Below are 22,805 nucleotides of genomic sequence, written 5' to 3' on the forward strand. Positions count from 1 at the left end.
ATGGTTATATTTCTGCCTGATTCTGTTTCGCTTCATCTATCCACCAAATTCGTTACATTTTGCATCAGCAATACAGAAAATGGTACTCCCACCACCTCGGGCGGGATATTGAAATGCTGGTCTATGGCCATTGGGGCTACCCGCTCCTGCTGTTTCCGACAACCATGGGCCGGTATTACGAAGCCGCCGATTTCAAACTGATCGATTCGGCGCGCTGGTTCCTCGAAAACGGCATGGTCAAAATTTACTGCATCGACAGTATCGACCGGGACAGCTGGTACGCCAAACACCTCCACCCGTCCGTCCGGATTCAAAATCACAATTTCTACGACCAGATGGTCAACGACGAACTGGTGCCGATGATCCAGCACGAATGCAGCGTCGGGAAGGTCGCCGTGGGCGGGTGCAGTTTCGGCGGTTTCCAGGCGCTCAATTTCGCGTTCCGGCATCCCGAAAAGGTTTCCCACCTTTATTCGATGGGGGCCAAATTCGACATCCGGTCGTTTATGGACGGGCATTACGACGATAACGTCTATTTCAACAACCCGCCGGACTACCTGCCCAACGCCCACAACGACCATTTTTACGGGATGAAAATCATTCTGGGCACGTCGGAATTCGATTTCTGCAAGGACGCAAACTTTCAGATGTCGGACATTCTCAACCGCAAGGGCATTCAGCACTGGCTCGATGTGCGTCCGTGGGGCGAACACGACTGGCCCGTCTGGCGCGAGATGTTTCCGCATTATTTGTCATTATTGTAGCCATAAAATCCGGGGAATGCAGTGGAGACGCAGTCAAACGACTCGGCAAAACAGCGTAAATCTGCCCCATTTGCGTCATCCGCGTTCCCGCAAACCCCATCATTCTACCACAAATTATGAAAAAAGTAGGCATCCTTTTCGGTCAGGAAAACTCGTTTCCTCAGGCATTTGTAGACCGTGTCAACCAGAAAGACGGCAAGGACGTCGTGGCGGAGTTCGTCTCCATCGAGAAAGTCATTCAGGGCGAGGCGACGGACTACGCGGTCATCATCGACCGGATTTCGCAGGACGTTCCGTTTTACCGGGCTTACCTCAAAAACGCCGCCCTGACGGGCACGGCCGTGATCAACAACCCGTTCTGGTGGAGCGCCGACGAGAAGTTTTTCAACAACTGTCTGGCGACCAAGCTCGGCGTGCCGGTGCCCAAAACGGTGCTGTTGCCGTCGAAGGACCGCCCGGACGATACCAACGAAAACTCCTTCCGCAACCTCCGGATGATGGACTGGGAGCATATTTTCAACTACATCGGCTTCCCGGCCTACATGAAACCGCACTCGGGCGGCGGCTGGAAAAGCGTCTACAAGATTTACGACGCCCATGACCTCTGGCAGAAATACGGCGAAACGGGCCAGCTCGTGATGCTTCTCCAGGAAGAAATCGTCTTTGAGGATTATTTCCGCTGCTACTGCATCGGCGGCAAAGACGTGCGCATCATGCCGTACGAACCCCGCAACCCCCACCACCTCCGGTACGCCGCCGAACCAAAACTCCAGGGCGAAGCGTACCAGAAGATGACGACGACCATCAAAAACTACGTCATTGCCCTCAACAAAGCCCTTGGGTACGACTTTAACACCGTCGAGTTTGCCGTGCGCGACGGCGTTCCCTACGCCATCGACTTCTGCAATCCGGCCCCGGACGCCGATATCTACTCGGTGGGTCAGGAAAACTTCGAATGGGTGGTGGAAGCGTCGGCCAACATGGCCATCGAACGCGCGAAGGCCCAGGAGTTCGGCCGGGACAACCTGACCTGGGGCTCCTACGTCCAGAGTTCGGTGCGGGGCCACGACCTCGGCGGCGAGCAGGAGCTCGAAAACAAAGCACCCGAAATGGAAAAGCCGAAAGCCAAAAAAGCGGACAAACCCAAGAAGGTGAAAGAGGAAGGAGAAAAGAAAGCGAAAAAATAGGTAGTAGGTATGAGGTATGAGGTATGAGGTATGAGGTTGCTATGCCGGGCCGCTGGCTTTTGGGCGAAGCCACCTCATACTTCTCACCACATACCTCATACCTAAAACCTCATCCTTACTACGCCATGCCACAATTTACACTAGGAATAGAAGAAGAATTCCAGACGATAGACCCGCAGACCCGTGAGCTCCGCTCCCACATGTCGAAGATTGTGGATGGCGGCAAAATTGTGCTCCAGGAACGGGTCAAGGCCGAAATGCACCAGGCGGTCGTCGAGGTGGGCACCAATATCTGTAACAATATCGAAGAAGCCCGCCGCGAGGTGACCTACCTCCGGAAAATGATCATCGATCTGGCCGACAAGCAGAATCTGAAAATCGCCTCGGCTGGCACGCACCCCTTTTCCGACTGGCAGGCGCAACTCATTACGCCCAATGAGCGGTATGACAAACTCATTGACGAAATGCGCGACGTGGCCCGGTCGAACCTGATTTTTGGCCTGCACGTCCACGTGGGCATCGAAAGCCGCAACGAAGGCATCCAGATCATGAACGCCGTGCGGTATTTCCTGCCGCATATCTACGCGCTTTCGACCAATTCGCCGTTCTGGTGCGGGCGGAATACGGGTTTCAAATCGTATCGCTCCAAGGTGTTCGACAAATTTCCGCGCACCGGGATTCCGGATTTCTTTTCCTCGGCGGCCGAATATGACGAGTACATCAATCTGCTGGTCAAAACGGGCTGCATCGACAACGGCAAGAAAATCTGGTGGGACATCCGGCTGCACCCGTTTTTCGACACCATCGAGTTCCGGATCTGCGACGTACCGATGCGGGTTGACGAAACGATCTGTCTGGCGGCGCTCATGCAGGCGCTGGTTGCCAAAATCTACAAACTGCATCGCCAGAACCTGAACTTCCGGCCTTACCGGCGCATTCTCATCAATGAAAACAAATGGCGCGCCGCCCGCTACGGGATTGAAGGGAAGCTGATTGACTTTGGGAAGCAGGAGGAAGTTCCGTTCGACCACCTGGTACAGGAATTGCTTTATTTCGTCGACGATGTGGTGGACGAACTGGGCAGCCGGCACGAAGTGGAATACCTCAAAACGATCCTCGAACGGGGCACCGGCGCCGACCGCCAACTGGCCGTTTTCAACCAGACCAACAGCCTGCAGGCCGTAGTCGATTATATCGTGGAGGAAACTTGTTGCGGCATGTGACAGTTATTATTCCATGACTTTTGACAAAACAGCGTCCTAAGCAGTGGAAAATCAACGACATAGACCGTAACAGACATGAGTGCATTAAACATTGCTATTCTGGACATGTACGACAACGCGCCCAACGAGGGGATGCGCTGTATTCTTCAACTGATCCGGAAAGTAGAGCAGGAAACACAAATCCGTCTGGCCGACCAGACCTTCAACGTGCGGGCAGGCGAGCCGCTGCCGGGACTGGAGTTCGATGTGTACATCTCGACCGGCGGTCCCGGCAGTCCGCTGCCCAGCCCCGACGACTGGGAACGCCACTATTTCGGCCTGATTGACCGGATATTTGAACATAACCGGACCCAACGCCGGAAAAAGTACCTCTTTCTGATCTGCCACTCGTTTCAGCTGGTGTCCCGCCACATGAACCTCGGGATTCTGAGCAAGCGCCGGTCTACATCGTTCGGCATTTTTCCCATTCTCAAGAATGAGCTGGGCCACCATGAGCCTTTTTTCGACGCCCTGCCGGACCCGTTTTACGTGGTGGATTCGCGGGATTATCAGCTGACGCAGCCCAACTGGAAACGGATTGAGCACCTGGGCGCCAAAGTGCTGTGCCTGGAGAAAGACCGTCCGCACATTCCTTTGGAACGGGCCATTATGGCCATCCGGTTTACGAACGAGATATTTGGAACCCAGTTTCACCCGGAAGCCGACGGCGACGGGATGCTGCGGTATTTTCAGAAAGAAGAGAAGCGGCAGCAGGTCATTGCCGGACACGGAGAGGATAAATACAACGAAATGGTCGAGCACCTGCGCGACCCCGACAAGATTGAACTGACCGAATCGGTGATTCTGCCCCATTTTCTGCGGCAGGCCATTCGGGGACTGATTCCCGTTGAAACCTACATGGAACGCGGATGAGGTAAGCGGGGCGGATCATCGCAGATGTAATTTGTGACAATCCGCCCCCTTTGCCTTTCCCGCGTTCGCTTCCATTCTATGATTCACCACATCCGCCAAACCTTCAATAACGCTTTTTCGCCGGAAACGTACCGGGCTTTTCTGGAGCATATCGACCACGACTATCCGGGTCTGCTGGACTTCCGGGTGGCCGAAACGCCGGTTTTTGTGCCCCGCGAACTGAAAGATAAATTAATCGCCGCCTGTAACGCCATTATCGACGTCATCAGCGCCGAAAACTTCAAGGAGCTGACCGAACGGGCCATTCCGGCCCACCAGCGGGTGCCGAACGAAAACGGGCACACGTCTTTTCTGGCCATCGACTTTGCGGTCTGTCGGGATGAGGCCGGGGAGCTTGCCCCGCAGCTAATCGAGCTTCAGGGATTTCCGTCGCTCTACGGCTACCAGTCGTATCTGGCGCAGTTGTTCCGGAAATTTTACCCGGTTCCGGACAGCGTGTCGCACCTGTTCAACGTGGACAGTGACGAAACGTACCGGCAGCACCTGCGGCGGCTGATCGTGGGCCTCAACGAACCGGAAAACGTCATTTTGCTGGAGATTTATCCGGAAAAGCAGAAAACCCGGCTCGATTTCGCCATCACGCGGGACATGCTGGGCATTGAGCCGGTCTGTCTGACCAAAATCCGGAAAGATGGGCGGAAACTGTACTACGAAAAAGACGGGCGGCGCATCCACATTCACCGGATTTACAACCGGCTTATTTTCGACGAACTGGAAACCCTCGGTGACCTGCAAACGGACTTCCGGCTTACCGACGATGTGGACGTCGAATGGGTCGCCCACCCGAACTGGTTTTTCCGGATCAGCAAATACACGCTTCCGCTGCTCAGCCGCCCCGGTTCGTCGTCCCCGTTTGTGCCCCAGAGCTACTACCTCGATCAGTTGACCGAGTACCCTGCCGATCTGGAAAATTACGTCCTCAAGCCCCTGTTCTCCTTTGCCGGTTCGGGCGTCAAACTGCACATCAGCCGGGAGGACCTGGACCGTATTCCGGACAAACAGAACTACCTGATTCAGAAAAAGGTGCAGTACGAGCCGGTCATTCAGTCGCCCGACGGGCTGGTGAAATGCGAGATCCGGATGCTGTACGTCTGGCACGAAGGCGACCCGCACCCCATCCTGCTGACCAACCTCGCCCGCCTCAGCCGCGGCGAAATGATCGGCGTCAACTTCAACAAAAACTTCGACTGGGTCGGCGGAACGGTAGGCTTTTTTGAATGATTGAATGTTGAATGATTGAATGTTGAATAGCTTCGCTGTCTTGCCTCTACGGTGCCAATCAGCCGTAGCGTCGGACCGCCAATCAATCATTCAAAATTCAATCATTCAGTCATTTCCTTACCTTCCTATCCGAATCTGGTAGCTCCCGTACGGCAGCACGGTGGTTCGGATGAGGCGGTTAACGGTGTAAACGGGGAGCATGGCGGCGAGGTCGAAGGCGTGGCGGCGGCGGTCGAAGCGGAGGCCAAAGGTGGAAATACCGGACAGGTAGGTAAACTGCGGGTCCACGCTTTCTCCGATGAAAATGGTGTTCTGGTTCACCAGCGTCAGGTCCGGAGCAACTTTCCGCACGTAACCGATGGTCGCTACGCCCGACGTGCCAAGGCCCCCTTCCGACAGGGTGGCTCCCACGCCGACCGTAATGTTTCGTTCCGGGCTGCCTACCGTCACCAGTCCCTGAACCAGGGTAAACCGCACGTTGGACTGCTCCGAAACCCGCAGAGACAGGTATTGGCCCTGCAAGCCGATCCGCATTTTTTCGGTCACCTTAGTGCCGAGCTTGGTCGACAGGGTGAAAAAATCATGCGGTCGCAGGTTGTGAAACCCGGCTCCAATGCTCCAGTGCCGGGTTACGCCCACGTCTACTTTGGACATGATGAGCAGGGCGTTCTGGTAGTACAACCGCTTCTTCTCGGGCATATAAGCGGTGGGCATGAAATGAAGCCGGAACGGAAAGCCGTTGGGATGCGACGGCACCAGGCGAAACGTCCCGCCGATGAGGTCGGCCCGGACAATGTCGCTCATGGAAACCTGCTTGTCCAGCCCTTCCCGCGTGCGGATGTGGTACACCGCGCTGTCGTTGCGGACCAGCTGTCCACGCAGCCGACTGCCGTCCGCCAGCTGGAACTCGTACGTTCCGGGAATCATCGTTCGGATAGGCTCGTAGTAGACATCCTGTCCCCACACCTCCACAACCAGTAAACAGCAAAAAATCAGGGAGTACAGTTGCTTCATACGCAAGCCGGATTGTATTAAACGAAAGATAAGCAAGAATGTGAACTGGCTCAAATTCAAATGGGTTGTAATTTTACATTTTAATCAACTGGTCCCTTTTGAATACGCTTCTTACCCCAAGGCAGCTTTTTTTTCAGCACGTCGCCCAGACCTCCGACTTCCCGCTGGCCCTCGAAATCGAGCGGGCCGAAGGTATCTACCTGTACGGAACCGAAGGGCAGAGATACATTGATCTGATCTCCGGCATCGGCGTCAGCAACGTAGGCCACCGCCACCCCGCCGTGCTGGAGGCGATTTACGGGCAACTGGACAAATACATGCACCTGATGGTGTACGGCGAGTTTGTCCAGACGCCGCAGGTGCAGCTGGCCCACGCGCTGGCCGAAACGGTGGCCGCAGCCGGGCTTCCCCCGACGGCCTACGGTCCCCTGCAAAGCGTTTATTTTACCAATTCCGGTACGGAAGCCATCGAAGGCGCCATGAAGCTGGCAAAACGCTTTACTGGCCGCACCGAACTCATTTCCTGCTTCAACTCCTACCACGGCGCTACGCAGGGTGCCCTCTCGCTGGCGGGCGGCGAGTGGTTCAAAAACAGCTTCCGGCCGCTGCTGCCCGGTATCCGGCACATCCAGCACGGCCGCTGGGAGGACATCCAGAAGATAAGCTGCCGGACGGCGGCCGTCATCATGGAAGTCGTGCAGGGCGAAGCGGGCGTTCGCGTTCCCGATCCGGCTTACCTTCAGGCCGTCCGGCAACGGTGTACCGAAGTGGGGGCCCTCCTGATTTTCGACGAAATCCAGACCGGTTTCGGCCGGACGGGCACATTCTGGGCCTTTGAAGATTTCGGCGTTATGCCGGATGTGCTGGTCTGCGCCAAAGGCATGGGTGGCGGTATGCCCATCGGGGCCTTTATCGCGCCAACGGAGGTGATGAGCGTGTTCAAAACCGGGCCAATCCTGGGCCACATCACCACTTTTGGCGGGCATCCGGTCAGCTGTGCGGCCTCCCTGGCGACGTTACAGATCATTCGGGACCAGCAGTTATATGCCAAAGCGGAGCAAAAAGGCCAGTTGTTCCGGCAACGGCTGGTGCATCCGGCCATTCGGGAAGTCCGGGGCAAGGGGCTGATGCTGGCGGCAGAATTCGCGTCGTTCGACGTGCTCAAACCCGTTATCGACCGGGCCATTTCGGCGGGCGTCCTGACCGACTGGTTCCTGTTCTGCGACCATTCGATGCGCATTGCCCCACCGCTGGTAATTACGGAGGCGGAGATTGACGAGGCGTGTACGTTGATTCTGGGAGCGATTGATTGACGTTTTTTCTTGCAGATAAACGCAGATGCCCGCAGAAAAATCAGCGTAAATCAGCGCCTAAAATCTGCGACCCTCTGCGAGCAACCCACCGGGCTGCTGGCCAATTATACGATTCTGTACCTGAATACCCGCGGCTACCACTGAGTCAGGGCGGTGTCTACATGGCAGATTATTCAAAACGCGCCCTTTTGCCAATTACCGCTTTTTTGTGCAAAAACGGCGGCTTTTTGGTAAATTGAGCTTTGTTCTGACCGAACCACCCCGCCTTTGTGAACCGTTATTGCTATAAGCTATCGTTAAAAGAAACAGTATGTCCGCCGCCGTAAACCAGAAACTCGAATTAGCCCGAAATTTCGTCCTGCACACCAACCGGAACGTTTTTCTGACGGGAAAAGCCGGAACGGGCAAAACCACGTTTCTGCACTCGATCAAATATGCAACCGGCAAACGGCTGGTGGTGGTCGCGCCCACCGGCGTGGCGGCCATCAACGCGGGCGGCGTGACGATCCACTCGTTTTTCCAACTGCCGTTCGGCCCCCTGGTACCCGGCTCCGACCGGCAGCCCACCCGCAAATTTACCAAAGACAAGCTGCGCCTGATCCGGACGCTGGACCTACTGGTGATCGACGAAATCAGCATGGTGCGGGCCGATGTCCTGGACGGCATCGATGCCGTCCTGCGCCGGTACCGAAACCCGACTCAGCCTTTTGGCGGCGTGCAGTTGCTGATGATCGGCGACATGCAGCAGCTGCCGCCCGTTATCCGGGATGAGGACTGGGCGCTGCTTCGGCCGTATTACGAAACGGGCTACTTCTTCGGCAGCCGCGCGCTTCAGCAGATTCCCTACGTGTCCATCGAACTGACGCATATTTATCGCCAGTCGGACGAGCAGTTTATCGGAATTCTGAACGCCATTCGGGAGAAGAAGATTACGGCTCAGCAGCTCCAGGTCCTGAATGCCCGTCACCAGCCGGATTTCCGGCCGACAGAAGAACTGCCTTACATCACCTTATCGACGCACAACTCGGCGGCCCAACAGATTAACAGCCAGCGGCTGGACGAACTGGACGAAGAATCGCAGGTTTTTACGGCAACGATTGACGGGGAATTTCCCGCCCATGCCTTCCCCACCGAGGCCGAACTGGAGCTGAAAGTCGGGGCGCAGGTGATGTTCGTCAAAAATGACATTTCCCGCGAAAAGCGCTATTTCAACGGAAAAATCGGCCGGATTACGGAAATCGACGAGGATGTCATCTACGTTCGCTGCCCGCAGGATGAGGAAGAGATCAGCGTCACGCCCGTCAGTTGGGAAAACATCCGGTACGGCCTCGACCCCGGCAGCCAGGAAATCCGGGCCGACGTGATCGGAACCTTCTCGCAATACCCTCTGAAGCTCGCCTGGGCCATCACCATCCACAAAAGCCAGGGCCTGACCTTCGAACGGGCCATCATCGACGCGGCGGCGGCCTTCACGCACGGACAGGTGTACGTTGCCCTCAGCCGCTGTAAAACGCTGGAAGGCATCGTGCTGAGCGCGCCCATTCCCTCCAGCAGCATCAAGAATGAGTGGATTCTGGACGAATTTCATCAGGAAGTTCAGCAGAAAACGCCGACCGAACGGGAGTACGAAGAGTCGAAGCGAGCCTATCAGGAAACCTTGCTTCAGGAGCTGTTCTCTTTCCGGCAGGCCGCGTTTCTGTTGCAGAAAGCCCATAAAGTCGTCCGGGAAAATGCGTCTTCGCTGGATGCCGACCTGATGCCGGCCTTCGAAAAGCTGGAAGGCATTTTTCTGGAAAAAGCCGTTCGGGTCACGGAGCGTTTTGAACGCGATCTGGCCCGTTATTTCTCCGAAAGCTGCCTGCCGGAAGAAAACCAGCCGCTGCAGGAGCGCATCGGCAAGGCAAGCCTGTATTTCAAGGAGATTCTGTGGCAAGAACTGCTCCAGCCGCTGCACCGCCTGCCGACGGGTTCGGACAACCAGCAGGTGCGGACCGCGATGCTCGAAGCGGTCCAGGAGTTTGAAAAAGAACTGAATACAAAACTGAGCTGCTTTGAGCGCTGCCGGACCGGCTTTGAGTCAATGGCCTACCTGAAAGCCCGGAACGAAGCCGAACTGTCCTTCAAATCGGGTCTGGGTAAAGCCGCCGCGGTGGTTCCGGCCGCGTCGGCGGGAAGCGAGGCGGAGGGCGAAAGCCCCGTGGCCTATCCCGGCCTGTACCGGACGATTGTTCGGTGGCGGGACGCTCTAGCGGCCGAAAGCGACGTAAAAGGCTACATGGTGCTTCCTCGAAAAACCATTCTGGAACTGGCAAACGGCCTTCCGCAGACCCTTCGGGACCTGGAGAAGGTCAAGGGAATTGGCAAACTGAAGGCCCGGCAGTTCGGGCCGGAACTTCTCGAACTGATTCAGCTCTGGTGCGAGGAGAACGATGTCCAGCCCGAAACATTCTGAAAAAAAGGCGTAAAAGCGAAAGCCGGACTTTGATGGTCCGGCTTTCGCTTTTATCTATTGGCCTACATGGCTTACAGCTGCGCCTGCAGTTTCTGGTCCAGAACAGACTTGGGCACCGCACCGATCACCTTATCCACCAGCTGGCCGTTCTTGAAAACCATCAGCGTCGGGATGCTGCGAATGCCGAACTGGGCAGGAACCTGCGCGTTCATATCCACGTCCATTTTGCCGATTACGGCTTTTCCTTCGTATTCAGTTGCCAGTTGCTCGACAACGGGACCAATCATTTTGCACGGTCCGCACCACTCCGCCCAGAAGTCAACCAGTACCGGCTTGTCAGAATTAATCACCTCAGCAAAATTGGAGTCGGTGATTTCTATTGCTTTTGCCATGTTTGTATGGAATTGTTTTGTAGAAATTAACTCATTAGTACCGGTACAATGTTTTGAATCTGGAAAAAGTTCATGTATGTCGAAGCAGACGGGCCGGTTTCCAATCATTAAAAGCTATCGGTTATCAATTGGCTCGATAACGGTCCGCCGAAAGGTTTGAGATAGAGTCACTTCTTAATTCAGGCGGCATTTTACCCCATCCAGCGCATCCAGGGCTTTCAGCAGTTCGTTGACCGGAGCCACCTTGAACGGCCGGGAGAGCAAGCTCACCTCCACCGGTTCGTCCCGGTCGCGGATGGACATCAGCAGGTTACAGTGCCCCGGATACGCCTTGACCAGATCGGTCAGATGAGCCACAAATTCGTTGTTAATCACCTGAAGATCAAGCTGCACGCACAACTCCCGGCTGTACTTCTGCCGGACTTCGGTCAGCAGTTGGATGGCGTTCGGGCGGAATTCGAACTGATCGGAGTTCCAGCGGTTCTGCAGCTTGCCTTTGATGTGCAGGAAGTGCCCGACTTCGATGTAGTTGCTCAGCCGCACGTAATCTTCGCCGAACAAGCTCATTTCGACGGACCCGTTATAATCTTCCAGTTTGAAAATAATGAACGGGTTCCCGTTGCGGGCCTGCCGGAGCTGAGAACTCGTGACGATCCCGCCGACGGTGATCTCCTTGCCCTTGTTGACGTCGTCGTACAACCGGTCTAGCGTACACGTACAGAAGCTTTCGAGTTCGAGCCGGAACTCGTCGAGCGGGTGGCCGGTGATGTAAAAGCCGACCACGTCTTTCTCGAACTTGAGCTTGTCGATTTCGCTCCAGGTCGGCACGTTCGGGGCTTTGGGGCGGGGCAGGTCGGGTTCGCCGCCGTTCATGGCTCCAAACAGCGACTGCTGCGCGGCCGACTTCTCGGCGTGGTAGTTGTTGGCGTACCGGATGAGCCGTTCGAGGAAGGTGCCCGTTTCGCCCTGCGGCACATCGAAAAACTGCGCCCGGTGGCACTCGTCGAGGTTGTCGAACGCCCCGGCATAGGCCAGTGATTCCAGCGTTTTCTTGTTCACCGTCCGCAGATTCGACCGGATCATGAAGTCGTAGAGGTCCTTGTAAGGCCCGCCCTTGCGGCGCTCGTCGATGATCGATTCCACGGCCGCGTCGCCCGTGCCTTTGATGCCGCCGAGCCCAAAACGGATTTCGCCCTTTTTGTTCACCCCAAAAAAGCGCTCCGATTCGTTCACATCCGGACCCAGAACCGGAATCCCGATGCTCTTACATTCTTCGAGGAAGAAGGTGATTTTTTCGATGTTGCCGAGGCAGGACGTCAAAACGGCCGCCATGTACTCGGCCTTGTAGTGCGACTTCAGGTAGGCCGTCTGGTAAGCGACGAAGGCGTAACAGGTCGAGTGCGATTTGTTGAAGGCGTAGGAGGCAAAGGCTTCCCAGTCGGTCCAGACTTTCTCGCAGGCTTTCACGTTCAGGCCGTTTTTGGCGCAGCCTTCCATGAATTTGACCTTCATTTTATCCAGAACTTCCTTCTGCTTTTTCCCCATGGCCTTCCGCAGCACGTCGGCGTCGCCTTTGGTAAAGCCGCCCAGTTTCTGGGAAAGCAGCATCACCTGCTCCTGGTAGACGTTGATTCCGTACGTTTCGGCCAGGTGCTCCTCCATTTCGGGAAGGTCATATTTCACCTCCTCGCGCCCGTGTTTCCGGTTGATAAAGTTCGGAATGTAGGCGATCGGACCCGGGCGGTAGAGGGCGTTCATGGCAATCAGGTCCTCGAAGCGGTCGGGCTTGAGTTCCTTCATGTACTTCTTCATCCCGTCCGATTCGAACTGGAAGATAGCGTTGGTTTCGCCCCGCTGGAAAAGCTCGTAGGTTTTCTGGTCGTCGAGCGGGATGTAATCGATGTCGATTTCGACGCCGTGGTTCTGCTTGATGAGCCGGAGGGCCTCCTTGATGATGGTCAGGTTGCGCAGACCAAGAAAGTCCATCTTGATAACGCCCGCGTCCTCGATGATTTTTCCTTCGTACTGCGTAATCAGCAGGTCCGAGTCTTTGGAGGTGGCTACGGGCAGGATGTTCGACAGGTCGTCGGGCGCGATGATAATTCCGGCGGCGTGGATACCTGTGTTCCGGACGGTTCCTTCCAGCTTCCGGGCCTGCCGCAGCACGTTCGAAATCTGGGACGAATCGGCCAGCAGTTTCATTTCCCGGACGGTCCGTTCGTCGCCGGATTCCAGCGCCCGCATCTTCCGGACGTTCTCGACCTCCTCGGGCTGAATCATGTTGGCCAGCGAGTCAATCGGGTCCTCGAAAATCTTGCGGAGCGTCATGTTATACGTCGGCTTGTCGGGCACCAGTTTCGCCAGGGCGTTGGAGTCCGACAGGGGCAGTTCCATCACGCGGGCCACGTCCTTGATGGCCGATTTGGCGGCCATCGTGCCGTAGGTCACAATCTGCGCCACCTGCTGCTTGCCGTATTTCTGCACCACATAATCGATTACCTTCTGCCGGCCTTCGTCGTCGAAGTCCGTATCGATATCGGGCATGGACTTCCGGTCGGGGTTCAGGAATCGCTCAAACAGCAGGTTGTATTTGATCGGGTCAATGTTCGTAATGCCGATGCAGTAGGCCACCGCCGAGCCCGCCGCCGAGCCCCGGCCCGGCCCGATCATCACGCCCAGGTCGCGACCCGCTTTGATGAAGTCCGATACGATGAGAAAGTAACCGGCGAAGCCCATCGTCTTAATGGTAAACAACTCGAAGTCAAGCCGTTCCTGCGCCTCGGGAGTAATCTCGCCGTAGCGTTCCTTGGCGCCGGTGTACGTCAGGTGCTTGAGGTATTCCCACTGGTTCAAAACATCGTCGTCGTGCACCTGGAACTCCCTGGGAATAGGGAAGTTAGGCAGCATGATGTCGCGCTTTAGTTTAAGCGTCTCGACCTTGCCGACAATCTCGTTCGTATTGTCGATCGCCTCCGGCAAATCGCTGAAGAGCGTCGACATTTCCTGCGTATTCTTGAAATAAAACTGGTCGTTGAAAAAGGCAAACCGCGTGCCTTTCGGGAAGCCTTCCTCGTCGTTGAACTCTTTGGCGGAAGGCGTACTCATCTTCTCCCCCGTGTTGACGCAGAGCAGAATATCGTGCGCCACCCAGTCTTCCTGATCGACGTAGTGGGAGTCGTTGGAAGCGATGATTTTGACGTTGTACTTCCGGGCAAACTTGACGAGTACCTCGTTGACCTTGATCTGGTCGGCAATTTCGTGGCGCTGCAACTCCACGTAATAGTCTTCGCCGAAGCGGTCGAGCCACCACTTAAACTCTTTTTCGCCCTCGGCCTCTCCTTTTTTCAGAATGGTTTTCGGCACCATCGCCCCAATGCAGCAGGTGGTGGCAATCAGCCCCTCCATATGCTTTTCGATGAGGGCTTTGGTAATCCGGGGATATTTGCCGTACAGGCCGTCCATGTAGCCCAGCGAGCAGAGCTTGGACAGGTTCTTGTAGCCCGTCGGGTTCTTGGCCAGCAGGAGCTGGTGGTAGCGGACGTCTTTCTGTTCCTTGGTAAACTGTTTCCGGGTGTGGTCTTCCACGACGTAAAATTCGCAGCCCACAATCGGTTTGATGCCCTGCTTGGACGCCTCGGCCACAAACTCGAACACGCCGAACATGTTCCCGTGGTCCGTGATGGCCACGGCGGGCATATTGTCGGCTTTCGCCTTTTTGATCAGCTTCTTAATATCCGCCTGCCCGTCGAGCAGGGAGTATTGCGTGTGGCAGTGAAGGTGGGAAAATTGCATCGAATCCGTTGCTGTATTAGTAAACTCCTGAAGGGAGGATCTAAATGTAATTCAGGTTAAAAATACAGAGTTAAGACGTAGAAACCCCGGCCTTTCACTTAGATTTAAGCGCTTTTTTTAGCTCCCGTCCAACTACCTTCCTGACAGGCTGGCTTTTATACCCGGTTTTACCGGTTCAAAAAATACGCCCGAAATTCGGAAAGCTCCCGCAACTCAACCTCGATATACTTGGCAAATAACTTCTCGCCCACCTGATGCTGCAGGGCCGAGATACCCACGTCAATCAGCCGGATACCGGTATCGGTCAGGAAAATATTATCGTACCGCTCCCCACCCTGATTCGACGGGCGGCAGAGGTCGCGGTGCACAAACCCCGCCCGGTGCAAAGCCGTTAGTTCGTCTTCAAAAACATCAAGCAGCAATTCCCGTTTGGCCTGCTCGATGCTCCGGAAATCCTGCGGGTAGAGGCGCTCCATCACCAGCATATCCCAATCATTTTGCTCGTCGTAATCTAAACGAATGAACTTTACAACCAGATCATTTATCTGATTGGCAACCTTCATTTTCTCAGCCTCCGATCCTATATCTGAACGGGTATCGCCCCGGAAAATCTTGGCGACTTCGGTGCGGCTCAGCGCGATAACCGTGTTGTTGGCTCCGTAGGAAAGCTGGTTTGGATAGGCTTTTGACATATTATTCCTTGATTCTCGGATCAAATACAAACGGCTCGGTCCGCAGAAGCTGAACGGCTCGGAACTCCGGATGGGCGGGGTTTAGCAGGAAATTGAACTCGCCGGGAATGATCGCCGACGGAACCTGCAGCACCGGCGTCCGGACCGAACGCAGCCAGTCGTCGCCGCGCTGCTGGCAGGTATAATAGTTTTGGAAATCGAACCAGTCGGCAGGCAGGCTTTCGGGCGGAATGGTCTCCACGGCCAGGGGGTCGGGCACGTCGATGACCATCACCCGAAAGTCGTCCTGCAAACCCTCGCCCGAGCGGTGAACGACGTTCTCCAGACAGGCCAGCGCCCGGGAAGCGGCCGTGTACAAGACAAACATCCCGCGCGAGTTCCAGCGGGCGGCCCCGCCGGAGGCCAGCAGTTGACCGGCATAACGGGATTTCGTGATTCGGTAGACGAGCATCAGGCCAGATCCCCGTACTCGATCCGGGTCAGTTCGTCCATGATGAGGTCAATGCCGCCGGAGGTATGCAGAAGGTCGAACGGAACCTGACTGCCCAGACCAAACGCCGGCTTGTCCATCCAGCGCCGGAAGTGGTCGTTCGAGCCGAAAAGCTCCTCTCCTTTTTCGAATAAAGCCATGATTTTCAGCGCCTTTTCGCTATCCTGGGGATTCAGCTTCCGGTCCTCCCGCTCATAGCGCTGGAAGGTCTTTACGGACGTATCAAAAACCTCCGCCAACTGCTCCCGGCGATACCCGGTCTGTTCGGCAATGTCAAAAAAAGCCGCCGCCGGAATGCCCTGTAAGGCCAGCAGCACCAGAGCGGAACGGTCCTGCGGAATTTGACGGCGTTGAACAACATTGGACATAACGAACCCGGTTTAGTGGAAACAAAAATAGGAACTTTGTCCGAACAACAAAGACTTTTGTCTAAAAGTTTGCGGACGCTTCCGGGAAAGGCAAGTCCGAAAGCTCATCTGACGGTCTCTGCTCCAAACCATTTTCTCCCCACGTCTTTTAGCAATCAGGTGAAAAAGGACGGAGGGGTCATGAAAAAGTTACCCATTGTTTTATTCGGATACTTTCTGAGCAGTCTTAACGGCTGCCGACAGGAGACAGTCACGGCCCGCGGGGAGCAGCCCGACGCAATCATTAAAGCCCTGCAATCAGCGTCACAGCCTTTGACGAACGAGGACGATCTGGATTCGCTCATGCGCCAGATTGGCGACGCGCGTTATGTCCTGCTGGGAGAAGCGTCGCACGGAACGGCCGAATTTTACACCTGGAGGGCCACCATTACCAAACGGCTGATTCAGGAAAAAGGCTTTACGTTCGTAGCCGTCGAAGGTGACTGGCCGGATGCGTACGAGCTGAACCAATACATCCGGGGAGCGGGCAGTCCAGACCGGGCGCGCGATGTCCTCCGGGCTTTTGACCGCTGGCCGACCTGGATGTGGGCCAACGAAGAAGTCGCCAGTCTGGCAGACTGGATGCGGACGTATAACGATGCGCGTTCGGACGAACAGAAGGCTTCTTTCTACGGACTGGACGTTTACAGCCTCTGGGAGTCGATGGACCGGCTCCGCACCGGCCTGCAAAACACCGACCCGCAGGCCGCGGCCCTGGCGCAGGAGGCAGCCCGGTGCCTGGCCGTCTACCGGGGCGATGAACAGGCGTATGCCCTGGGCACCCTGCGCGGCCAGCGGTGCGCTCCCCAATTGACCCAATTGCTGGAACGGCTCCGGGCACAGCCCCCGGCCGGACTATCGGCCCTTGAGCAGTTCAATCTGGAACAGAATGCCCTCGTGGCGGTAAACGGAGAACGGTACTATTACGCCATGGTCCGGGATGATGCCGAGTCCTGGAACGTCCGCGACCGGCACATGGCCGAAACCCTCGACCGCCTCATGCGGCTGCACGGTCCCAACGCAAAAGCCATCGTCTGGGCGCACAATACGCATGTCGGCGACGCCCAGCATACCGACATGGCCGAAGCGGGCATGGTCAACCTCGGACAACTGGTCCGCGAATCCCACGGCACGGAGGGCGTGCACATCGTCGGCTTCGGCACCTACGAAGGCGAAGTGATTGCCGCCAATCGCTGGGGAGCCCCGCTGCAGCGAATGCCCGTTCCGAAAGCGGCGCGGGGCAGCTGGGCCGACCTGCTGCATACCGCCTCGGCCGAAAATAAACTGGTGAGCCTACAGTCGCTAAGGCAAATCCCGGAACTGCGGACCGAACGCGGCCAGCGGGCCATCGGGGTCGTGTACAATCCTAACCGGGAAGCCGGAAACTACGTCCCGACGGATTTGACGCAGCGGTACGACAGTTTCATTTTCATCGACCGGACGAAGGCGCTGAATCCATTGCCGGTACCGCCGGAAGCCCGCAAAGAGCACAGCAACGCGCCGGTGGGCAGTTATGCGCTGATCAACGACTGAGTTGCCCCGGCTTCCTCGACAGGAAGCCGGGGTTATTTTATCTGTTTCGCGTTCGCTTCGGCCGTTCGCGTTTGACCCATTCCTGACGAAACCGGATGTTGACCGGCTGCGCTTCGGACACCGGATAACTCAGCAGGAGGTAACTGGCGTCCCGGCTCAGGGGCAGAAACACCTGACCCCGCGCGGATTCGCCCGGCTGGAGCGTCGTCCGTTTCAGGGCCAGTTCGTTCCAGCGGTAGGCTTCGTAATCGTACCGCTGCATCCGGTCGGCGAACATGCCGTGGTCGATCATGCGCTTGGCCTGGAGGGCGGTGTACAGATTTTCGTGCGTCACGCGGTTCTGCACCCAGCGGGCCGGCTCCCTGCGGTTTCTGGAAGAAGTGGAAGAGGCAATGTCGCTGGCGACCACCGCCACCATCAGGACGGTATTGATGATTCTGGCGGTTTTCAGCCGTTTAACCTCCTGATTCTGTCTGGCATTTACCTTGTCCGCTTCGGCCATCGGGTCGGCGGCGGAAAAAAGCTGTTTGCGGACCGGATTCGTCAGAGTCTCCAGCGTATCGAGTTGATTCGCCTGCAGGGCCGCGTACCTGAAATTAGCCGGATTGACTTCCAGCGGCGTATCCGACAGGTTCTTTAGCTCTACGTCCAGAGCGACAAAATTCAGGTCGAGGCGTTCGTAGGAAGCCACGATTTTGAGGCCGTTCTGCTCTACTTTGGTCGTGGGCCGCCCTTCCACATAGGCCACCTCGCCCGTTTCGGGAGTCAGGCGGTAGACCGGGGGCGCGCAGCCTGCAATTCCCGAAAAAAGAAGCAGAATCAGGTAGTATATCGTTCGTTTCATGCTGTTCACCAGTTGTTTGTCTTAAAGATACCATTTGGAACAAAAGGGTTCAAATGACTTTTGCTAAACGGCCGAAAGTCAAGATAAAGCGACCGGTCTAGGTCAGGCGCAGCCGCGACAGCCGAACCACCAGCCAGCCCACCAGCAGGCACGTCGCCAGCACCGGCAGATAGACCTCCCAGAACGGGGAACCCGAGGGCCAGAGCGCGAAGGACGACAGGGCCAGGGCCAGATTGCGCAGCCCCAGAAAGGCGGTCACCATCACCACCAGCACCATCAGGCCGTTCTGCCAGAGGCTGTTGCGGTAGGTTTCGCTCAGCACCCCGGGCGTATTGACGGCCAGCAGCAGAAAAATAGTCACGAACGGGAGCAGCACCCCGTTGACGGCCTGCGCCAGAATAATGACCGGAACCGGTTTGACGTTCAGCAACCCGAACAGCAGCCCCACGCCCATGACAGTCAGCCAGACGGCCCGGTAGGTCGCTGAGGACTCCGGCCAGTTCAGCAGGCTTTTGCCGGTGACCGCCGCCGCCAGCGGAGCCGTCAGAGCCGAGGTAAATCCCGCCGCAAACAGGCCAAACGCAAACAGCCAGCCCGCCCAGGCACCCAGACGCGCCGAAAGCGAAGCGGCCACGTTCTGAAACGTAAACTCGCCCGTCAGGCCGGTTCCCGCCACGAGAATCGCCATGGAAATCAGCCCGCCTATGACCACGGCCACTGCAATTCCCCAGCGCATTTCGGCAATGGACTGGTGCTGCCCGATTCCTGAACCCAGAAACAGGTTGTACGGCACAATGGTCGTCCCGATCAGTCCGATAACCAGCACCAGCGAACCGTTGGGCAGCGCCGGAACCACCAGCGCAGCCCCCGTGTCCGCCGCCGAAGGGCCCGTCTGGTACGCCACATAGGCAAATGCCAGCCCCATGCCGAACACCACGACCCCCAGAAAATTGGCGATCAGCCGGGTAGAACCAACCCAGAGCAGAGCCATGCACAGCACGCCGACCCCAACCGTCAGCCCGGCGGTCGAAAGTCCGGTCAGCAGCGACAGCCCCGCAACGGCCCCCACGATATTGCCGGCCTGGTAAGCCGCGCAGCCGAGCGCCACCGCCGCGAAGAGAAGCATGGACAAGCTGCGGCCACCGCCCCCTACCACCTGCGAAACCACTTCGCCCAGATTCCGGCCGGACGCGATGGTCAGCCGGGCGGCGGCTTCCTGCAGCACAATTGTGCCGACGGTCGAGAACGTCAGCGCCCAGAGTAAATCCAGTCCAAAACGGGCACCGGCCATTGAGCAGGTCGTGACGGTTCCGGGTCCAATGAAGGCGGCGGAGATGATCGACCAGAAAAGGACGCTGGAAAAGCCGGAGCGAAAGCTGACATTTTTTGGCATAAAGAGCGGATTGGGAAAGCCGGAAATCGGAACCCGTTTTCGGTTTCCGGCGGGTTCGTTCCGGTTGACGGTAAAATAATAACAGTTCATCATAAAAGCGTTGATGCGTCCCCAAAGTCTGCCCAATTTGCCGCCGAAACCTTTACGGATCGATGAAAAAACTCCTTTTACTGCTGTTTTTGGGCTGCTTTCCGAAAGTAGCCTCCGCTCAATCTCCGGCGGAAAATCCGGGACGAATCTTTACGGCCGAAGAACTCCGGGCGGACCTGCGCGCTCTGCTCACCAATTACGAACAAATTCATCCCAATCTTTACGCCTACGTCGGCAAAAAGGAAATTGAGCAGCAGGTGCAGAACATCGAAAAAAAGCTGCGTCCGATGACCCGCCTGGAATTCGCCCGGCTGGTCGTTCCGTTTTCGGCGGCTTTCCGGGACGGTCATACGGGCCTGAACTACCCTATGGAAGAATGGAATGCCTACACCCAGACCTCCCGGCTGCTCCCGTTAGGCGTGTCCGTTGAACAGAAAAGGCTGTTTGTTAAAGTTGATTTCAGCGAAAACCCGATTCCGGCAGGCACGGAAATTATCAGTCTCAACGGGATGCCCGCCGCGACCCTTCTGGCCAAATTGAAGGAAAGCGCCAGCGGCGAGCTGGAACACTTCCGGCTGAACCGGGTTTCCGACAATTTTCGGCGGCTGCTCTGGTCCGTAACGGGAATGGAAGCGCCCTACACGCTGGTGCTGAAAGAAGCGAACGGACAGCGGCGAACGGTCGAGATAAAGGGCAATCCGGTCTCCGAACTCATTCCCGCCCTGCGCGCTTACCAGCTGAAGGTGGCTGGCAGCCGGCAGGATTACGCCCTCAGCCTCCGTCCGGAGCAGAGCACCGCCATCCTGCATGTCAACGCCATGAATAATCCGGATAAGTTCAAATCGTTTCTGGACTCGGCCTTTACCGTGATTCGCGACCGGAAAATAGCGAACCTCCTCCTTGACTTTCGCCAGAACGGGGGCGGCAACTCCGGCCTCGGCGACGAACTGTTCCGCTATCTGACCGACAAACCGATCCGGCAGGTCGAACGGGTGGAAATCAAAATCTCTCCCATTGTTCGGGAACGGGGTATGGTGACGGCATCGGCCGGGGACGACGGGCAACGACTTTCGTACACCCAGGAAGCAAAGAAACCGGCCCCACTCCGGGACTCAACGCTGTTCTTTCGCGGAAAGGTTTTTCTGCTAACCAGCCATTACACGTTTTCGAGCGCCAACATGTTTGCCACCGCTTTCAAATGCTACAAAATAGGAACTATTGTCGGACAGGAAACCGGCGGCGTGACCATAGCTTACGGCGACCTGATTGATTTTGCGCTGCCGAATACGGGCCTTCAGGCGTTCTGTTCCTGCAAGGTGTTCGTGCATCCCTGCGCCGAACCGAAACTCCAGGGCGTCCGGCCGGATGTAGAGATAGCCCAGTCGCCTCAGGACACGCAGGCCGGACGGGATACGGTTCTGGAATACCTTTTCTCCCGGTTAAAAAGCGAAACTGTCTCGCGTTCCCGTCCTTAAGATTGGCGTCCGTTTTTCAGGCCCGCGGCAGAAGCGGCGGGCCTTTTATTGCCCGAAAATCTCCCGGGCATAAGCCAAGTCCCGGCGGTGAGCCTCCACCCCGTTCATGGTCTTCGGCGACTCTTTTTCCACGCACTGCTCCAGCACCAGATGCGGCCTGACATTCAGGGCCTTTAGCTCTCTAACCAGACGCGGATAATCAATATCGCCCGGTCCGAACACCTCCGACCAGACGCCGTTCTGCGACTGCCGCAGGTGCAGTTCTACAATCCGTTTGCCGTACAGTTTCACAATGTCGAACAGGGCCACCTGCGAGTTTCCAGCACCCCGATAAATCCAGTGGGCGTCGAGGCACAGGGCTACATTTTTGGGGTCGGTCGCCAGCAGCATGTGGTGAAATTCGCGGGCGGCCGCCCGGAGTTCGGGGTCGTGGGTGTGATACGCCAGCGTCATGCCCCGCTTGCGGAGTTCCGCCCCCACCTGGTCCAGATTACGCGCCTGCCGTTCCAGTTCGGAATCGTTTTTGTTTTCACCGCTGCCCCATTTTATCGGACTGGGATTCGAAACAATGATCCGCGTTCCCAGCGGTTTGGCGGCCTCCGCGATGGCCAGCAGGGTTTCCATCGACTGCTGCGATTCGTCGGCCCGGTGCAGGGTACTGCCCACGTAAACCGAGTGCATTTCCAGCCCGTATTTCTGGAGCAACGGAGCCAGTTTGCGGACCTCTTCGGCCTTGTTGAAGGACGGTTCGTAGCCTTTCAGGCCGGACTGGACAAAGTCCGAAAGCGAGGCGTCGGGGTCCTGCATCCACTGTTTGCCTTCGCGCTGGTAGAAGGTGATCCAGTTGTACTGGTTGCAGGCCACGGCCGGACGGGCGGGGGCGGCAGCGAGGGTTTCCGGCAGGCAAAGGGCGCCGGAAAGGGCGGTCAGGGTTTGCAGAAAACGGCGGCGGTCAGCGGTCATGGAACCAATCGGAAAATTTGCTTGTGTTAAAAAGCAAAACCATCCGTTCGTTCTCCCCATGACCTCTCCCGAAACCCGCGAAGTGTGGCTGCGCGGCCCGCTGCCCGACATGCCCGCCCTGCTCCAACCGGCAGCCCACGCCCTGCTCCAGGCCCGCGAAGAACTGCAAACGGCCCTGGCCGATTTCCCCGACCCGTTGCTCTGGGAACGCCCCGCCGGGGTCGCCTCGGTCGGCTTCCATCTGCAGCACCTGACCGGCGTGCTGGACCGCCTGCTGACCTACGCCCGCGGAGAGCAGCTATCGTCCGAACAACTGGCGTACCTTTCGGCCGAAGGTCAACCCGCCGACCTGAGCGTTTCGACGCTGCTTCTGCGGTTCGGCCAGCAGGTCGATAAAGCCCTCGACCAGTTGCGCCAGACCGACGAGCAAACCCTCACGGACGTCAGGGGTGTGGGCCGCGCGCAGATTCCTTCGACCGTCCAGGGACTGCTTTTTCACAGCGCCGAACATACGATGCGGCACCTGGGGCAAGTGCTCGTTACGGCAAAAGTGCTAACTGCGCCGGAGTAAGTCTTTTCCAATTGAAT

19 protein-coding genes are annotated in these 22,805 nt (G+C 57.0%); 10 read left to right on the forward strand and 9 right to left on the reverse strand.

The window, feature by feature from the left end:
* Positions 1–59: 59 nt before the first annotated feature.
* The 5 genes from ORG26_RS23160 to ORG26_RS23180 all read left to right on the forward strand — a co-directional run bounded on the left by ORG26_RS23160 (position 60) and on the right by ORG26_RS23180 (position 5,367).
* Positions 60–764 (forward strand): esterase family protein, encoded by a 705-nt coding sequence (locus ORG26_RS23160; RefSeq protein ID WP_266366029.1) that lies wholly within the window; start codon positions 60–62, stop codon positions 762–764.
* A 116-nt stretch (positions 765–880) separates the two neighbouring features.
* A complete protein-coding gene (locus ORG26_RS23165; protein ID WP_266366030.1) occupies positions 881–1,951 on the forward strand; it encodes an ATP-grasp domain-containing protein in 1,071 nt (356 codons plus the stop codon).
* A 125-nt stretch (positions 1,952–2,076) separates the two neighbouring features.
* Positions 2,077–3,174 carry a carboxylate-amine ligase gene (locus ORG26_RS23170; protein WP_266366031.1) on the forward strand — a complete coding sequence of 366 codons (1,098 nt, stop codon included), beginning with the start codon at positions 2,077–2,079 and terminating at the stop codon, positions 3,172–3,174.
* A gap of 75 nt (positions 3,175–3,249) precedes the next feature.
* Positions 3,250–4,086, forward strand: a complete 837-nt coding sequence (locus ORG26_RS23175) for a type 1 glutamine amidotransferase (protein ID WP_266366032.1) — start codon at positions 3,250–3,252, stop codon at positions 4,084–4,086.
* Positions 4,087–4,164: 78 nt separating this feature from the next.
* The gene (locus tag ORG26_RS23180) at positions 4,165–5,367 is read left to right on the forward strand and encodes a hypothetical protein (protein ID WP_266366033.1); all 1,203 of its coding nucleotides are present in this window, start codon (positions 4,165–4,167) and stop codon (positions 5,365–5,367) included.
* Positions 5,368–5,484: 117 nt separating this feature from the next.
* Here ORG26_RS23180 and ORG26_RS23185 read toward each other — a convergent pair whose 3' ends face one another.
* Positions 5,485–6,381, reverse strand: a complete 897-nt coding sequence (locus ORG26_RS23185) for a hypothetical protein (protein ID WP_266366034.1) — start codon at positions 6,379–6,381, stop codon at positions 5,485–5,487.
* Positions 6,382–6,479: 98 nt separating this feature from the next.
* Between ORG26_RS23185 and ORG26_RS23190 the strand changes: the two genes are divergently transcribed.
* Both ORG26_RS23190 and ORG26_RS23195 read left to right on the forward strand, forming a co-directional pair.
* Entirely contained in the window at positions 6,480–7,694 is a 1,215-nt protein-coding gene (locus ORG26_RS23190; protein WP_266366035.1) for an aspartate aminotransferase family protein, read from the forward strand.
* Between the two features lie 310 nt (positions 7,695–8,004).
* Positions 8,005–10,146: an HRDC domain-containing protein gene (locus ORG26_RS23195; protein ID WP_266366036.1), complete on the forward strand. Its 2,142-nt coding sequence runs from the start codon at positions 8,005–8,007 to the stop codon at positions 10,144–10,146.
* A gap of 71 nt (positions 10,147–10,217) precedes the next feature.
* Here the strand turns inward: ORG26_RS23195 and trxA are convergent, their stop codons facing one another.
* From trxA to parS, 5 genes are all read right to left on the reverse strand, one after another.
* Complete coding sequence (trxA, locus tag ORG26_RS23200; protein WP_266366037.1) at positions 10,218–10,538, reverse strand: thioredoxin; 321 nt, start codon at positions 10,536–10,538, stop codon at positions 10,218–10,220.
* A gap of 174 nt (positions 10,539–10,712) precedes the next feature.
* Entirely contained in the window at positions 10,713–14,330 is a 3,618-nt protein-coding gene (gene dnaE / locus ORG26_RS23205) for a DNA polymerase III subunit alpha (RefSeq protein WP_266366038.1), read from the reverse strand.
* Positions 14,331–14,497: 167 nt separating this feature from the next.
* The gene (locus tag ORG26_RS23210) at positions 14,498–15,022 is read right to left on the reverse strand and encodes a hypothetical protein (protein WP_266366040.1); all 525 of its coding nucleotides are present in this window, start codon (positions 15,020–15,022) and stop codon (positions 14,498–14,500) included.
* A 1-nt stretch (position 15,023) separates the two neighbouring features.
* A complete protein-coding gene (locus ORG26_RS23215) occupies positions 15,024–15,473 on the reverse strand; it encodes an RES family NAD+ phosphorylase (RefSeq protein WP_266366043.1) in 450 nt (149 codons plus the stop codon).
* Positions 15,473–15,880: a type II RES/Xre toxin-antitoxin system antitoxin gene (gene parS, locus ORG26_RS23220; protein WP_266366045.1), complete on the reverse strand. Its 408-nt coding sequence runs from the start codon at positions 15,878–15,880 to the stop codon at positions 15,473–15,475. The genes ORG26_RS23215 and parS overlap by 1 nt, the downstream gene beginning before the upstream one ends.
* 180 nt (positions 15,881–16,060) lie before the next feature.
* On the opposite strand from parS, the gene ORG26_RS23225 reads away from it, so the two are divergent.
* Positions 16,061–17,452, forward strand: a complete 1,392-nt coding sequence (locus ORG26_RS23225) for an erythromycin esterase family protein (RefSeq protein WP_266366047.1) — start codon at positions 16,061–16,063, stop codon at positions 17,450–17,452.
* A 37-nt stretch (positions 17,453–17,489) separates the two neighbouring features.
* Here the strand turns inward: ORG26_RS23225 and ORG26_RS23230 are convergent, their stop codons facing one another.
* Positions 17,490–18,296, reverse strand: coding sequence for a hypothetical protein (locus ORG26_RS23230; RefSeq protein WP_266366049.1), 807 nt, complete (start codon positions 18,294–18,296; stop codon positions 17,490–17,492).
* Positions 18,297–18,393: 97 nt separating this feature from the next.
* Positions 18,394–19,782 carry an Nramp family divalent metal transporter gene (locus ORG26_RS23235; RefSeq protein WP_266366051.1) on the reverse strand — a complete coding sequence of 463 codons (1,389 nt, stop codon included), beginning with the start codon at positions 19,780–19,782 and terminating at the stop codon, positions 18,394–18,396.
* Between the two features lie 59 nt (positions 19,783–19,841).
* Between ORG26_RS23235 and ORG26_RS23240 the strand changes: the two genes are divergently transcribed.
* On the forward strand, positions 19,842–21,254 hold the full coding sequence (locus tag ORG26_RS23240) for a S41 family peptidase (RefSeq protein WP_266366053.1): 1,413 nt from the start codon (positions 19,842–19,844) through the stop codon (positions 21,252–21,254).
* A gap of 45 nt (positions 21,255–21,299) precedes the next feature.
* On the opposite strand, the gene ORG26_RS23245 is transcribed toward ORG26_RS23240, so the two are convergent.
* Positions 21,300–22,217 (reverse strand): sugar phosphate isomerase/epimerase family protein, encoded by a 918-nt coding sequence (locus ORG26_RS23245; RefSeq protein WP_266366055.1) that lies wholly within the window; start codon positions 22,215–22,217, stop codon positions 21,300–21,302.
* A gap of 58 nt (positions 22,218–22,275) precedes the next feature.
* Here ORG26_RS23245 and ORG26_RS23250 point away from each other — a divergent pair, with 58 nt between their 5' ends.
* Positions 22,276–22,788, forward strand: a complete 513-nt coding sequence (locus ORG26_RS23250; protein WP_266366057.1) for a DinB family protein — start codon at positions 22,276–22,278, stop codon at positions 22,786–22,788.
* The last annotated feature ends 17 nt before the right edge of the window (positions 22,789–22,805 follow it).

Source organism: Tellurirhabdus rosea (genome assembly GCF_026278345.1).
Taxonomy (GTDB): Bacteria; Bacteroidota; Bacteroidia; order Cytophagales; family Spirosomataceae; genus Tellurirhabdus; species Tellurirhabdus rosea.

What these genes read in the sequence shown, in the direction of transcription:
- ORG26_RS23165 (WP_266366030.1), top strand. Translation starts at nt 881, where the DNA reads ATGAAAAAAGTAGGCATCCTTTTCGGTCAGGAAAACTCGTTTCCTCAG.
- ORG26_RS23170 (WP_266366031.1), top strand. Translation starts at nt 2,077, where the DNA reads ATGCCACAATTTACACTAGGAATAGAAGAAGAATTCCAGACGATAGAC.
- ORG26_RS23175 (WP_266366032.1), top strand. Translation starts at nt 3,250, where the DNA reads ATGAGTGCATTAAACATTGCTATTCTGGACATGTACGACAACGCGCCC.
- ORG26_RS23180 (WP_266366033.1), top strand. Translation starts at nt 4,165, where the DNA reads ATGATTCACCACATCCGCCAAACCTTCAATAACGCTTTTTCGCCGGAA.
- ORG26_RS23185 (WP_266366034.1), bottom strand. Translation starts at nt 6,381, where the DNA reads ATGAAGCAACTGTACTCCCTGATTTTTTGCTGTTTACTGGTTGTGGAG.
- ORG26_RS23195 (WP_266366036.1), top strand. Translation starts at nt 8,005, where the DNA reads ATGTCCGCCGCCGTAAACCAGAAACTCGAATTAGCCCGAAATTTCGTC.
- trxA (WP_266366037.1), bottom strand. Translation starts at nt 10,538, where the DNA reads ATGGCAAAAGCAATAGAAATCACCGACTCCAATTTTGCTGAGGTGATT.
- dnaE (WP_266366038.1), bottom strand. Translation starts at nt 14,330, where the DNA reads ATGCAATTTTCCCACCTTCACTGCCACACGCAATACTCCCTGCTCGAC.
- ORG26_RS23210 (WP_266366040.1), bottom strand. Translation starts at nt 15,022, where the DNA reads ATGTCAAAAGCCTATCCAAACCAGCTTTCCTACGGAGCCAACAACACG.
- ORG26_RS23215 (WP_266366043.1), bottom strand. Translation starts at nt 15,473, where the DNA reads ATGCTCGTCTACCGAATCACGAAATCCCGTTATGCCGGTCAACTGCTG.
- parS (WP_266366045.1), bottom strand. Translation starts at nt 15,880, where the DNA reads ATGTCCAATGTTGTTCAACGCCGTCAAATTCCGCAGGACCGTTCCGCT.
- ORG26_RS23225 (WP_266366047.1), top strand. Translation starts at nt 16,061, where the DNA reads ATGAAAAAGTTACCCATTGTTTTATTCGGATACTTTCTGAGCAGTCTT.
- ORG26_RS23230 (WP_266366049.1), bottom strand. Translation starts at nt 18,296, where the DNA reads ATGAAACGAACGATATACTACCTGATTCTGCTTCTTTTTTCGGGAATT.
- ORG26_RS23235 (WP_266366051.1), bottom strand. Translation starts at nt 19,782, where the DNA reads ATGATGAACTGTTATTATTTTACCGTCAACCGGAACGAACCCGCCGGA.
- ORG26_RS23240 (WP_266366053.1), top strand. Translation starts at nt 19,842, where the DNA reads ATGAAAAAACTCCTTTTACTGCTGTTTTTGGGCTGCTTTCCGAAAGTA.
- ORG26_RS23245 (WP_266366055.1), bottom strand. Translation starts at nt 22,217, where the DNA reads ATGACCGCTGACCGCCGCCGTTTTCTGCAAACCCTGACCGCCCTTTCC.
- ORG26_RS23250 (WP_266366057.1), top strand. Translation starts at nt 22,276, where the DNA reads ATGACCTCTCCCGAAACCCGCGAAGTGTGGCTGCGCGGCCCGCTGCCC.